The 13,600-nt window shown below is 49.5% G+C and carries 10 protein-coding genes; 9 read left to right on the forward strand and 1 reads right to left on the reverse strand.

Annotation, left to right across the window (positions count from 1 at the left end; all coding sequences use genetic code 11):
- Positions 1-204: 204 nt before the first annotated feature.
- From P9H32_RS10595 to P9H32_RS10630, 8 genes are all read left to right on the forward strand, one after another.
- Positions 205-1,395, forward strand: a complete 1,191-nt coding sequence (locus tag P9H32_RS10595; RefSeq protein ID WP_322608866.1) for an endo-1,4-beta-xylanase — start codon at positions 205-207, stop codon at positions 1,393-1,395.
- A 93-nt stretch (positions 1,396-1,488) separates the two neighbouring features.
- Positions 1,489-1,842 (forward strand): hypothetical protein, encoded by a 354-nt coding sequence (locus tag P9H32_RS10600; protein WP_322608867.1) that lies wholly within the window; start codon positions 1,489-1,491, stop codon positions 1,840-1,842.
- A complete protein-coding gene (locus P9H32_RS10605; protein ID WP_322608868.1) occupies positions 1,829-3,727 on the forward strand; it encodes a sulfatase in 1,899 nt (632 codons plus the stop codon). Before P9H32_RS10600 ends, P9H32_RS10605 begins: the two co-directional genes overlap by 14 nt.
- On the forward strand, positions 3,714-5,204 hold the full coding sequence (locus tag P9H32_RS10610; protein WP_322608869.1) for a sulfatase family protein: 1,491 nt from the start codon (positions 3,714-3,716) through the stop codon (positions 5,202-5,204). The genes P9H32_RS10605 and P9H32_RS10610 overlap by 14 nt, the downstream gene beginning before the upstream one ends.
- A 1-nt stretch (position 5,205) precedes the next feature.
- Positions 5,206-7,065 carry an arylsulfatase gene (locus P9H32_RS10615; protein ID WP_322608870.1) on the forward strand — a complete coding sequence of 620 codons (1,860 nt, stop codon included), beginning with the start codon at positions 5,206-5,208 and terminating at the stop codon, positions 7,063-7,065.
- A 13-nt stretch (positions 7,066-7,078) separates the two neighbouring features.
- Positions 7,079-8,602: a sulfatase family protein gene (locus P9H32_RS10620; protein WP_322608871.1), complete on the forward strand. Its 1,524-nt coding sequence runs from the start codon at positions 7,079-7,081 to the stop codon at positions 8,600-8,602.
- Positions 8,603-8,678: 76 nt separating this feature from the next.
- Positions 8,679-9,587, forward strand: coding sequence for an aldo/keto reductase (locus P9H32_RS10625; RefSeq protein WP_322608872.1), 909 nt, complete (start codon positions 8,679-8,681; stop codon positions 9,585-9,587).
- 44 nt (positions 9,588-9,631) lie between these two features.
- Complete coding sequence (locus P9H32_RS10630; protein ID WP_322608873.1) at positions 9,632-11,728, forward strand: serine/threonine protein kinase; 2,097 nt, start codon at positions 9,632-9,634, stop codon at positions 11,726-11,728.
- A gap of 9 nt (positions 11,729-11,737) precedes the next feature.
- On the opposite strand, the gene P9H32_RS10635 is transcribed toward P9H32_RS10630, so the two are convergent.
- A complete protein-coding gene (locus tag P9H32_RS10635) occupies positions 11,738-12,337 on the reverse strand; it encodes an RNA polymerase sigma factor (protein WP_322608874.1) in 600 nt (199 codons plus the stop codon).
- Between the two features lie 167 nt (positions 12,338-12,504).
- On the opposite strand from P9H32_RS10635, the gene P9H32_RS10640 reads away from it, so the two are divergent.
- A complete protein-coding gene (locus tag P9H32_RS10640; protein WP_322608875.1) occupies positions 12,505-13,593 on the forward strand; it encodes a hypothetical protein in 1,089 nt (362 codons plus the stop codon).
- The last annotated feature ends 7 nt before the right edge of the window (positions 13,594-13,600 follow it).

Consider the following 13,600-nt stretch of genomic DNA (forward strand, 5'->3'; position numbering starts at 1 on the left):
TCCGGCCGCCGGGGCTCAAATGCGATCTGCATTTCCTGGATATCTGCAGGGGGGATTAGCGCAAAGAAACGGTCTGGAATCGTTCATTAATTTCATCGAAATATTCCGTTCCGTTTATCGTTCATTCGGCATCTATTGATTATAATACTAGAATCGGAATAATTTTTTGGGTGGGAAATCCGGTTGGAACAGGACTTATTTATAATGAATAGAAACAGATTTAATATCATTTCGGCAACCGGGCTGATGGCCTCCGTTCTGGGTGTAGAAGCGCGCCCGGGATATAGCAGGAAAAAACTGGAAACGGCGGGCCTGGCCGAGTTGGCCGGAATGGTACGCCCGGGATTTCTGATGGGAGCCCACAGTGATGCGGCCTACATGGGGTCGAGTGAAAGGGATAAAAAGTATCAGCACATTCTTGCGGCGGAATATAACATGATGTCGGTGGGGATTTATCATGGTCGAACCCAGCGGGATTATCGCGAAGACTGGCGCTTTGATACGATGAATCCACTTATAAAATTTGCGCAGGAGAATAATCTCAAGGTCTATTTGCACCCCATGTATGGATCCAATGGATATATTCCGAAATGGCTGCTTGATGGGGATTATTCCAATGAAGAATGGCTGGAAATCATTGAAGAGCGCATCAAAACGATTCTAACAAAATTCAAAGGAAAAATTGATATTCTCGATGTGTATAATGAGGGATTCGGCCGCGATACCCCCGGGTGGCGAGAGAGGGATAATCTATTTCTCCGGCTGGGTTATCGCGAAAATAAATATGGGAAGTGGCCGGTCTTTCTGGAGAAGATGCTGGTCTGGAGCCGGAAGTATGGCGGTAAAAAACTTAAGCTGATCTATAACGATAATCACAATACGCTGTCGGGCATGCTACAATCCGGAGAGTGCATCAATTTGTATAAAGCGCTGAAACACGAAGGCATTCCAATCGATGGAATAGGAATTCAGTGCCATACTAAAATAACCGAAGACAATACGCATGAGCTCAGTGCGATGCCGGGGAACCGGGGAGTCCTTTTCGATCCGGATTTATTCGCTTTGAATTTGAAGGAAATGGGCGAGGCGGGCATCAATGTATTAATCAGCGAATGCGATGTTCATTTATATGGGGAAATCGATGATGCAAAGCTGGCCCTGCAGGCCGACGCCTATCGGAATATCCTAAAGGCCTGTATAGAAGCTCCTGCCTGTAAATCTTTTAAAACCTGGGGGTTCACGGATCTTAAGTGCTGGAAGCCCATGAATAAAGGAAACCGGACCTTGAAATATGAACCCTGTCCCTTGATTTTTGATCACGATTTTCACCCCAAGCCCGCCTATTTTGCGATGAAGGAACTACTGATCGAGCTGATCGAAAAGAAACGCCTATAACCCCCTCTCTCAATATGCACTAAATATACGTTCAGAAATGACCGGCGACCGGCATCCCCTAAATGCGTCATATGATATAAATGGGGAAGTTTTATGAAAGTCAGGGTTTGCAAACTTGTGCTGTATATCGGCATCGCCTTATCGGCTGGATATACAGCGCGTGTTGCTGAAGATTGGCGCGCGGTCGAAGAGATTTCTTCCAAGGTCTGGAAAAATACGGACGGGTTGCAAAATCAGCTCACTGCACTCCATACGGATTTAAATATTCATTCGGACAACCTGCTGCCATTCAGCGAAGGCGGAAGACGATCCTTTCTGCTGTGTGATGCAGGGCGGAATCAGGCATTATTTTATCTTGAAGGAAACCGGTTTCTGACTCTCCGTGTTTCCGAAATATCTGTATCCCGTTATTGTCTGAAGGAGAAAACGACGAATGATTATGCGTAGACGTTCCTTTTTAGTTGCTGTCGGTATCTCTGCCGCAGCTTTCGCTGTAGGAGAAAAGCCGATTGATCGACCGAATATTCTCTGGCTGACGTGCGAAGATAATAATGTGCATTGGGTGGGGTGCTATGGAAACCCATATGCCAATACGCCGAATATTGATCAACTCGCGGCTGAAGGTTTTCAGTATATGCATTGTTATGCCAATGCACCGGTATGTGCGCCATCGCGCTCCACTTGGATTACCGGCATTCATGCGGTATCAACCGGTACCCATGAGATGCGAAGCCGCAATAAAATCCCGTTTAATCTGATTCAATATTATCCCGATCATCTAAAGGCCAACGGATATTATGTGGGGAATGACATTAAGACCGATTACAACATCGGCGGGCGCGATGATAAGGAATGCTGGGATAATCCCGGCCGCGTGAAATGGGCTCAACTGAAGGCGAGCCAACCCTTTTTCCAGGTCATCAATAATACCAAGTCGCACGAGAGTAAGGCCCATGGAGATGTGGAAAATACGGAACATGATCCGGCCGATATTCAGTTGCGGGCTTACCACCCCGACCTTCCGGATGTACGCAAATCCTATGCAAAATATCATGATGCGATGAAAAATATGGATGAGGACATCGGAGCGGCATTGGCAAAACTGGAGGAATACGGCCTGGCCGAAAATACGATTGTGATTCACAACTCCGATCATGGCGGCGTGTTGCCGCGCAGCAAGCGATATGTCTTTAACAGCGGGCTGCACTGTCCGCTCATTGTGCGGATCCCCGAGCGGTATAAACATCTATGGCCGGCGGAACGACCGGGCATGAAAGTCGATCGATTGGTCAGTCTGATTGATATGCCGAAAACGTGGCTGAGCCTAACCGGTACACCCATTCCGGATGTTATGCAGGGAACCATCTTCCTCGGACCACAGACCGAACCGGAGGCGCCATATCACTATGCCTTCCGGGGTAGGATGGATGAACGGACTGAAAGTGCGCGTGCCATTTGTGATAAGCAATTTCTCTACATTCGCAATTACATGCCCTATGTGCCATGGATGCAGAATCTGGAGTTTTTATGGCGAATGAAGGCGACGAAGGCGTGGGAAGAGCATGTGAAGTCCGGGAAGGCCACGGAAGTACAGAGCCGATACTTTAAGCCGAAGATGTTCAGCGAAGAGCTGTATGACAATGTAAACGATCCGGACAGTGTGAACAATCTGATCGATAAGGTGGAATATGCAGAAATCGCCAAACGTATGAGAAAGGAATTACGGAAGTGGCAGATTGAAATTTATGATTCAGGGCTGCTGCCGGAATTCGATATGATTAAACGGGCATCGGATCACAACATGACCATCTATGAAATGGTGCGTGATCCTGATATCTATAATCTGCCGGCTCTGCTGGAAGCTGCAGATGTGGCTCTTATGCAGGATCCCTCCAATGCATCAAAATTAATTAAAATGTTGAAGCACTCTGATTCGGGTATGCGGTATTGGGGCATCGTTGGACTCTTTCTGATTAATCAGATGCCGGCTGAGGTGGAACCGTTATTGGCCGATGATTCCCATGAAGTTCGAGCCATGGCGGCGTGGTTGAATATTCGATGTGGCGACCGCGATAAGGGATTGCTTACGCTGGATATCATGCTTCGTGAGAACTCTTACGCCACCCTCAAAATTTTAAACATCATTGACTGGATAGGAGATGATGCGATGTCTTTGATGCCTGCTGTAAGGCAGGTGGATCATAACCGTTATGAAAACGATATGCGTGATAATCTGTTATTCAAGTACGGCCTGATTGAGTCGAAGCAGGTTCGGGAAAAGAAAGTACATAAAGAAGCAAAGAAACAAGGAATGTCGAATGAAAAAAATTAAACGCCGCTCATTCATGGGGGCCGGGCTGGCGCTGGCAGGTGTAACGGGAATCTCACATGCAGCGCCTGCAAAACGTCCGAATATTCTCTTTATTTTTTCCGATGACCAGTGTTGGGATACGCTGGGTTGCCTGGGCGGTGAGGTCATCACCCCGAATCTGGACCGACTGGTTAAGCAGGGTACACTCTTTACCAATGCCTACAATATGGGAGCCTGGCAGGGAGCGGTCTGTATGGCCAGTCGTACGATGCTGATGACCGGTCGGTCGGTATGGGGCGCTCATGCTTATTATGAATCCAACGTGCGCAAAAAGTCTGATTTCTGGAGTAACCAGTTTCAGCAACAGGGATACAAAACCTATTTTGCCGGGAAATGGCATATTGCGGGAATGATGCCTCCTGAAATCTATGATGTGGCCGGTACGGTGCGTCCGGGAATGCCTGATTATTATGATCCCGCTACCGGAAAAAAGTTTCCGTGGAATGTGCGCGGCCCGGGATATTTCCGGCCTGAAGCTCCGGGGAAGGATAACTGGGATCCCAGCGATCCGAAATTCGGCGGTCATTGGGAAGGCGGTAAGCACTGGAGCGAAGTTTTGGGGGATGAGGGGATTTCGTTTCTGGAGGATGCGGCCCAAAATGATAAACCCTTTTTCATGCAGTTGGCCTTTAATGCGCCGCATGATCCCCGGCAGTCGCCTAAAAAATATGTTGATATGTATCCGCTTGATTCAATCAGGCTCCCCGAAAATTTTATGCCTGAAAATCCGTATGCCGAAGCGATGCAGGCCGGCAAGGGAGTTCGGGACGAAGATCTTGCTCCATTCCCGCGCACCGAGTTTTCCATCAAGACACACCGCCAGGAATATTATGCGATCATCACCCACATGGATGACCAGATCGGGCGCATTCTCCAAACTCTGGAAGAAACCGGCCAGCGCGATAATACGCTTATCGTATTTACATCTGATCACGGATTGGGGTGTGGACGGCATGCCATGGTCGGGAAGCAGAATATGTTTGAACACAGCATGAAGCCGCCTCTGATTTTCTGCGGAGCAGGGATTCCGAAGGGGCGGATTATCGAAACCCCGGTTTATATGCAGGACCTGATGCCGACCACGATGGACATGGCTCATATACCCATTCCTTCGTCGGTAGAATTTCGAAGCCTTCGGCCGATTATCGAGGGGCGGAAACGGAAACAGTATCCATCGATCTATGGGGCCTATAAAATGTCGCAGCGTATGGTACGTAAAGGAGATATGAAACTGATCTGGTATCCGAATGCCGATAAATATCTGTTGTTTGATTTGAGTCGTGATGCGCTGGAAATGAACGATTTATCTGATCATCCTGAGTATGCCGGTGTCATGAAAAAATTGAAGGGCGAGCTGAAAAAGCAACAGCGGTTCTTTAAGGATCCTATGCTGACGGGAACGGCCGGGAATATGTCTGAAGAAGGAGTGGTGCATTAAGATGAAGTATGTATTGAAAACCGTCGCCGCTTTACTGTTGGCGGTCACGGTGTGTCAGGCGGCCGACCAACCCAATGTAGTTATCGTGATGACGGATGATCAGGGGTATCCAAATCTCAGCTGCATGGGGCATCCCTTGTTGGAAACGCCGAATATTGACACCCTTTATGAGCGTGGGGTGCGTTTAACCGATTATCATGTTGATCCCACCTGTGCACCTTCGCGGAGTGCATTGATGACGGGCCGCTATTCAGATCGGGTGGGCGTTTGGCATACGGTGATGGGAAGGAATCTGCTTCGCGAGCGTGAAGTGACCATGGCGGATATTTTTTCAGCTTCAGGATATGCCACCGGAATTTTCGGGAAATGGCATTTAGGTGATGTTTATCCGTACCGTCCTGAAGACCGGGGCTTTCAGCAAACTGTTGTGCATGGCGGGGGCGGAGTTGGGCAGACGCCCGATTTCTGGGGCAATGATTATTTTGATGACTCGTATCGGGTCAATGGAGAAATGACTCCCTTCACGGGTTTCTGCACGGAAGTGTTTTTCACTGAAGCCATGAAGTTCATGAAGGCTTCTGTTGAACAGGGAAAACCTTTTTTAACCTACATCACGCCGAATGCACCGCATGGTCCTTTTTATGCTCCCAACGGGAATAAAGAACGGGTGAAAAACCGGGCAAAAAAACGGGGCATCAAACTTGAAGGACCGATGACCGGTTATTATGGGATGATTGAAAATATCGACGATCAGTTTGGGCGCTTGCAGGATTTTCTTGAAAAGGAGGGGCTTGCTGAAAATACGATTTTGGTATTCACCAGTGACAACGGTCCCGTGGTTCAGCAGGCAATGAACTTGTTTAATGCCGGATTGCGTGGAGGAAAAAATACCAATACCGATGGCGGGCATCGCGTGCCCTGGTTTATGCAGTGGCCGGCAGGTGGACTGGATAAGGCACAGGATATTAATCACGTAACGGCTCACATTGACATATTGCCGACCCTGATCGATCTCTGCGGCCTGAAAGCTCCTGATATCGATTTCGATGGCCGGAGTTTGGTGCCGCTGTTGAAAAATGCGGATGCAGCATGGCCGGACCGTCAGTTGGTGGTGGAAAGTCAGCGAGTCGTGGACCCGATTAAATATCGGAGTTTTTCAGTGATGACGGATCGCTGGCGTTTAGTCGGGAATGAACATGTCAGCACGTTTAAGCTCTATGATATGAAACATGATTTGGGTCAGCGTAAAGATGTTTCAGGGGCATATCCAGAGGTCTTTGAACGACTTCGTGAAAGCTATGATGCGCTATGGAATGATCTCTCGCAGGAACATGACTTAGTGAGCCGCATGATTGTGGGGTCGGCTCACCAGAATCCGGTTTGTTTAACGGCGCACGATTGGCTGGGAAATACGCTTTGGAATCAACCGCATATTCTTAAGCCGGCGAAAGCGAGTAAGTACGGACCACCGAAGGGACATTGGGCGGTTGATGTGGCGCAAGACGGCTGGTATCAGATTTCGTTGCGTCGCTGGCCGGCGGAGGCCGATCAAGGTATCAATGCAGCTTATGTTGGATCGGGCTATCGTCTGGATACCGCCCGCATTGAGGTTCAGGGACAGAAGCTGGAACAAAACATTCCGATTGATGCGAAGGAAGTCACTTTCCGCGTAAAGTTGAAGAAAGGGGAAGCAAAGCTGGACACGCTCTTCACCGGGGGCGGTAAACAGATCAGTGCCTTTTATGCCTATATTCTGAGGGAGGAAGGACGCGTTTCCAGGGATTGGAAAACGCGCGAAGGGCTGGGGCTTCCGCTGGCAAACTGGCCGAAGAAACACGGGGCGGATCCGTCAGTTCGTTAATTAAGGAGTTCCAATGATTGGAAAGCAGATAGGGCTCGGCCTGGTATGTGCCGTCGGATGTTTTGCTGTGCAGCGACCGAATATTGTTTTTTTGATGGCAGACGATCAGGCCAGCTATTCGATGGGGTGTTACGGGAATGATGATGTGATTACTCCGCACCTCGACCGGCTGGCGGAAGAGGGCATGGTATTCGATCGGCATTATGCTACCACCGCCATTTGTATGGCCAGTCGGGCGACCGTGATGACCGGATTGTTCGAGTTTAAGACCGGGTGTAACTTTTTCCATGGGGATATGCTGCAGTCGACCTGGGATCAATCGTATCCTGTTCTGTTGCGGGAGGCGGGCTATCGAACGGGATTTGCCGGAAAGTTCGGCTTCGATATTAAAGACGGAGCCGACGGGGAACGCCTGCCGCTGCCTGAACACGATTTTGATCAATGGGGAGGCGGTCCGGGCCAGACCTCTTATAGAACAAAGGCGAATAAATCCATGGCAGCTTATGCGGAAGAATTTCCGCATTCAACACTCGCCTATGGAGCCTTTGGGCGCGATTTTATCCGTGAATCAGTCGAGGCCGGAAAACCGTTCTGCCTGTCGGTCAGTTTTAAAGCTCCGCATAAACCGGCGACACCCGATCCGCGGTTTAATGCCGTGTATAAAGGCAAGATCTTCAAGAAACCTGAAAACTTTGGGCGTGAGGCGGGGGAACATTTTGCGAAGCAGAGTAAATTGGACCGGCAGTATGACCGGTTTTACAGTTGGAATTATGCTGATCAGTATGATGAAGTTATGGCCGTTTATCATCAGCAGGTGTATGCAATTGATGTTGCTGTCGGTATGATTCGGGATGCGCTGACTGCGCAGGGTGTTGAAGGAAATACTGTGATTATTTACACCTCGGACAATGGTTTTTTCTGTGGCTCGCACGGCTACGGTTCCAAGGTTCTGCCATATGAGGAATCAACACATATACCTTTGATTATTTATGATCCCAGACATCCGAACTCCGGAAAAGAAATACGTTGTTCCTCCCTTTCCGGCAATGTGGATATTGCGCCGACGATTCTGGATTTGGCAGGACTTCCAATTCCAGAAAATATGGATGGAAAGAACCTCATGGCTTTGTATGAACATCCTGGCGAGACGCTTCATGAAGCGTTGCCCCTCATCAACGTCTGGGGGCATCCGGCCAGTCACGTGCTGGGTGTGGTGACTAAAGATTTAAAATATATTAACTGGCTCTATGCCGACGACGGCATGCAACCGGTTGAAGAGTTGTATCATTTGGGAAAAGATCCGGGAGAACTGGTTAACCGGGCCGGGAATCCGGAAGACCGGGGGCGGCTGGAGGCCATGCGTAAACAGTATGATGCTCTGGTTCAACAGTGGAAGTCGGAGGCTGTTCCTTACAATAGTTATCAGGAATACAGTACGGTCTTTGATCGACATGTCCCATGGAGCACTCGTTCGGAATCCTATCCTGTTCAGTTCGAGAAGGGCGAGGGCGGGCGACTTCCAAAGGCTGGAGAATAGGCGTAGTATTTATCAATAAACATAGTTTGAATCGCTGTTTGGCTGATACTATGTGCATTTGTACGGGAGATGAAACATGCCTGAACTGAATCGTAATGAGGCGTTGAAAGCCCTGGCCGGCGTGGTTGTGGCAGGATCTGCAATTGCGAAGGCCGAGGGGAAACAGGTGACGACAGCCGGATCGTTGCCTCTTGTTGAGTTGGGGAATACCGGAATTCGAACCTCGCGACTGGCGCAGGGCACCGGGACCGGCGGGGTGCGACGTCAGTCGAAGCACACCAAGGATGGGTTTGAGAATTTTGTGAACCTGATGATTCATGCCTATGATCGGGGCATCCGTTTTTACGATCTGGCCGATCAGTACGGTTCTCATTTTTATTTCAGGGAAGCTCTGCGCACCATTCCGCGTGAACAGGTGACACTGTTGAGTAAAATACAGGTTAATTTTGACAGCGATAATCCAGCGAAGTTAACGCCCGCTGAGCAACGTCGTTTTGCAGCGAATGCGATTGATCGTTTTCGTTTGGAGCTGCAGGTGGATGTTATTGATGTTCTGCTGTTGCATAATGTTCAATCCGCCAACTGGGATGCGGAACTCGCTGGTTATATGGACGTGATGAGTGAATATAAGCAGCGCGGTGTGATCCGGGCTACCGGAATGTCCTGCCATACGTTAGTGGCTTTAAAACGCGCGGCTGAACTGGATTGGGTGGACGTTGCTCTGACACGGATAAATCCCTATGGAAAGGCAATGGATGGTCCCGTTAACGAAGTCATGCCGGTTCAGCAGAAGCTGAAAGACCGCGGGGCTTCTGTGATCGGGATGAAAATTTTCGGAGCGGGGCGTTTGGTCGATAAACGAGATGAATGCATGGAGTTTGCTCAGAATCTGGATTATCTGGATGCCATGACCATTGGGTCACTTACTCCGGAACAGATTGATGATAATATTCGGTTGATGGAAAAATATCCCGTCGCGATGTAAACCGGGTTTCCAATGGTGGGAATTCTGTTTAGTATGCTGTGCCGATGAAAGATGATTTCCATGAAGACCCCGAGGATTGCAGGGAAGAGCCGCTGCGTTTTCTGGGCAGGTTGTACGATGAAGAAAATCAGATTCTGGATGCAGATGAAGCTGAGGCGCTCAACCCAATTCTTCAGACTCTTCGTCAAAAAGGACCCCATTATTCCGACGAGGAGTTTCTCTGCGAAGGCGGCGAAAAGCGAATCTTTAAAGTCCGTGATCTGCTGACCGATCGGATTATTGCCATGGCCAAGCCGTTGAGAACCTCAACCGACCTGAGTCGGGAGCGGTTTTTACGGGAGGCCCGCCTGACGGCCAATCTGCAGCATCCGAATATTATCAGCGTCTATGAACAGGGGCTTGATGATGAAGGGAATCCCTACTTCACGATGGAATATGTTCCGGGTGATGATCTAGGGGAGATTGTTAAAAAGCTGAAGCCTGCGGATGATGCCCGGGCCGGTTCGCAGACCCGCTTGTTGGAAATATTTATTAAGATTTGCGACAGTTTGGCTTATGCCCACTCGCGCGGGGTGGTGCATTTGGACGTGAAACCGGCCAATATTAAAGTGGGCTCCTTTGGCGAAGCCCTTTTATGCGATTGGGGGTTGGCCCGGGTTATTACGGGCGGGTTCGATGAAATTGAAGATGTCCCCGGCGACTTGCTTGATGACCGCCCCAACAGTGATCTGCAGAATGATCTGGACGCCAGCGGACTGGTGAAAGGTACTCCGGGGTTTATGGCACCCGAGCAGGTGAGGCGGGAAGGTGTACTGGATGAGCGGACCGACGTGTATGCACTGGGAGCCGTGCTTTATTTTATCCTCACACAACGGCCGCCGGTAGATGGAAAATCATCCCATGAGATACTGGATAAAACGCTGTGCGGTCAGATCGATCCTCCATCCCGAGTAACCGGCCGTTTTATTCCGCGCGGGTTGGAGGCGGTTGTGATGAAGGCGCTGGCGTTGGAGCCTGAAAACCGCTATCCGTCCGTGATTGAGCTCCGGGATGAACTCGAGCGTTTCAGTATGGGGTTTGCAACGGATGCCCAGCAGGCGGGGCTGTTGGATCGTCTGGTGTTGTTGATTAAGCGTCGCCCCGTGGTATTTCGTGTGGTGGCGGCCTCGCTGTGTATATTTACGGTGGTTACCAGTCTGGCTTTTGTTCGGATTATTCAGGAAAAACAGAATGCCGTTGCGGCCCGCCATGTTGCAGAAAACCTTCGCCGGAGGGCTGAAGAGAATTTGCGGCTCTATAAAGAGGAAGTCGCGCGTTCACGTATGTTGAGTGACAGCATCGGTACAGCGCTGGAATCGCTTCAGAAACGGGATAATTATCTGGATGCTGTCAGTAAAATTCATTTGCTGACGGTCCAGCTGGAATCGGAGAAGGATCCGGACATGCAGCAGCTGTTTCTGAAACAATTGGCGATGCTACATTTTGTGCGCCAGAATTTTTCATTGTCAGTCACCTATTTTGAACAGGTAAAAGAGCCTGCTGAATATCAGGTTTTTTACGATTTGAGCCGGCGCTATCTGCAGAAGAAACCGGATGATCGTGTCTGGCTTCCGCCAGCTCATGTACGGGAGCTGATTCTCGCGATTCCCATGGAATTTAATAATGTGGCCTATTCGCTGGCATTTTATTATTTCGGAACGCCTCCGGCCGATGATCCCGAGGCTATGTTGCCATTGGTTGAAACGCTGCTGGCCCGGCTGAATGGTCTCGGAAGGCCTAAGCAGAGGATGACAACACTGTATCTCGAGCAGCATCCCGGAGGGACCGGCCTGTCCTTGGCAGGAAAGCCTTATACGGAGTTTCACCTGCCGCTTCCTGCCCCCAGGAAAACGGTGAACGTCCTGAGTCCGCTGAACCTGTACGCTTTGGATTTCAGCGGCGGAAAAATAAGCAGTCCGGATCCGTTGGTCGGATTGGACGTTCAGGAGGTCAATTTGACCGGGATTGATGGATGGAGTATATCGCAATTGCACCGCTTAAAGCCGAGAAAACTTAAACGGATCTACCATTCATTCGATGTGGACGATGAGCTGCTTCAAAAGATTTCACCCCAAACTGAATTCATTCGCCGCAGTCCGTGATGCGCCGGCCTACTGCAAATCCTGTTTCAACTGTTCGACTTCTGCGTAGAAGCTGGTTTTTACGCGGGAGGTCAGCTTTTTCACCGAGCCGACGGTCAGGCCAACCCGTTGGGCGATTTCTTCATAGGAGATTCCCTGAATGCGGAGTTTGAAAGCTTCTATGGCTTTCCGGCTGAATTGGGTTTGTACTTTTTTCAGCGCAAGATTGGTTAAATGAACGCGCCATTCCTCCTCGGCAATTTGATCAATTTCCGGCAGGCGGATCGATTGCAGATAGGAGATCGAGTCATCGTGATAGGCTTTGTTTTCTCTTTCAACCCGCCGGGTGCGTGAACGAATAAACTGGCGAACCTCATTTTTGGTTACCGTGGCCAGGTAACTTCGGAAACGAAGAATTTCCTCGGTGTTCAGGTCGGGGATCTTTGCCCAGAGTTTCACCATGACTTTTTGATGGATTTCGTCTGCATCGTCTTCCGAAATTCGCATCTGACGGATAATCGAATAGATATAGCGGGTATAGAACTCGATAAACTCCTGCCACGCCTGTTCATCGTATTGATCTTTAATTCGCGCAATCAGCGTTTTCCGAGTGGAATAGGTCTTTCGCATCTGACTTTTTGGTAGCTCCGGCATAATTGAAAGATAGTGTAATACGTCATTCGGGTAAAGGTTGCGGCAATGTTTCTGTGTTGAGCATTCCCCTGAAAATAGAGGAAACAAATTCATTCCGGGTTGGGCTTCGCGCGGCATCTATTAGGTATTTAAGGGAGAGCGTGATGAGGTTGATATATCATGGACTCGGGGCTTTGTTCGCCTTTTTGGTCTGTTCGGAAACGTATTCTGCTGAATATATAGGTCTGAAGGTTCTGAATGGCCGCACTACATTGATTGACCCTTCGGGAAAACCGTTTTTTGCGCATGGTGTGAATCATATCGGAAAAAACGGGCAGGGAGCCGGGCGTGATGCGGTTTCGGAAGCGTGCAAGGCGCTCGGGTTTAATGCGTATGGCTATGGATGTCCGGAAGCGTTGCGCGATGACATGCCGTATCTGGAAAGCTGGAATGAGCTGATTCCAATGTCGATGCATCGTCCGGCGAGCGTTTTCAGTTATCGGGATGTCTTTGATCCGGCCGTGATAGAGGATATCCGCAGTCAGATTAAAAAAACCTGCGATGCAAACCGTGAAAATACCAACTTGATCGGTTATCTCTGGACCGACCTGGCAGCCTGGACGCCGAAAAATAACCATAAAACGGATTTTGTTGCGTTTATGCGCGAATTACCGGCCGATGCGCCCGGCCGAAAGGCTTATGAGAATTTTGCTGAAAAGAATCAAGGGAATGAGGCCGCATTTATTCGGCAGATTGCCCGGCAATATTTTTCAGTGGTTGGAAAGGCAACCCGGGAGTTTGATCCGAATCATCTCGTTCTTGGCGATCGCTTAACTTTTCAGACGGCCATTCCGGAAGTGCTGGAGGAAATGCTGCCGTATGTGGACGTGGTCTCGGTTCAACCGAATTATGTCGCGGGGTTTCCTTCGGCTGATTTTGACCGGCTCCATAAGCAGGCCGGAGGTAAGCCGATTCTGATCTGTGACTTTGCGATTCGTTTTAAAGACGGGGATAAAAAGATTCGGGGCAGAAAGCTGGAGGAAAATGAGGCCGTGGCTGGCGAACATTATGCCGCTTATATTCGGGCGGCCAAGCAAACCTCTTATATCATCGGCGCATTCTGGTGCAACCTGATCGATTCATCTCCGGGTGCAGGCAAGGCGGGTATCAAACAGGGATTGTTTAATCCCGGGCTGGAGCCGCGCCCGGCACTCAGCACATGTATAAAAAATCTAAACTGTAATCATGATTAGGAGCAAA

The sequence above is a fragment of the Pontiella agarivorans genome (assembly GCF_034531395.1).
In the GTDB taxonomy this organism is placed as follows: Bacteria; Verrucomicrobiota; Kiritimatiellia; order Kiritimatiellales; family Pontiellaceae; genus Pontiella; species Pontiella agarivorans.

Coding starts and splice junctions, on each gene's coding strand:
- P9H32_RS10605 (WP_322608868.1), top strand. CDS start 1,829: ATGATTATGCGTAGACGTTCCTTTTTAGTTGCTGTCGGTATCTCTGCC.
- P9H32_RS10630 (WP_322608873.1), top strand. CDS start 9,632: ATGAAAGATGATTTCCATGAAGACCCCGAGGATTGCAGGGAAGAGCCG.
- P9H32_RS10635 (WP_322608874.1), bottom strand. CDS start 12,337: ATGCGAAAGACCTATTCCACTCGGAAAACGCTGATTGCGCGAATTAAA.
- P9H32_RS10610 (WP_322608869.1), top strand. CDS start 3,714: ATGAAAAAAATTAAACGCCGCTCATTCATGGGGGCCGGGCTGGCGCTG.
- P9H32_RS10600 (WP_322608867.1), top strand. CDS start 1,489: ATGAAAGTCAGGGTTTGCAAACTTGTGCTGTATATCGGCATCGCCTTA.
- P9H32_RS10640 (WP_322608875.1), top strand. CDS start 12,505: ATGAGGTTGATATATCATGGACTCGGGGCTTTGTTCGCCTTTTTGGTC.
- P9H32_RS10615 (WP_322608870.1), top strand. CDS start 5,206: ATGAAGTATGTATTGAAAACCGTCGCCGCTTTACTGTTGGCGGTCACG.
- P9H32_RS10625 (WP_322608872.1), top strand. CDS start 8,679: ATGCCTGAACTGAATCGTAATGAGGCGTTGAAAGCCCTGGCCGGCGTG.
- P9H32_RS10595 (WP_322608866.1), top strand. CDS start 205: ATGAATAGAAACAGATTTAATATCATTTCGGCAACCGGGCTGATGGCC.
- P9H32_RS10620 (WP_322608871.1), top strand. CDS start 7,079: ATGATTGGAAAGCAGATAGGGCTCGGCCTGGTATGTGCCGTCGGATGT.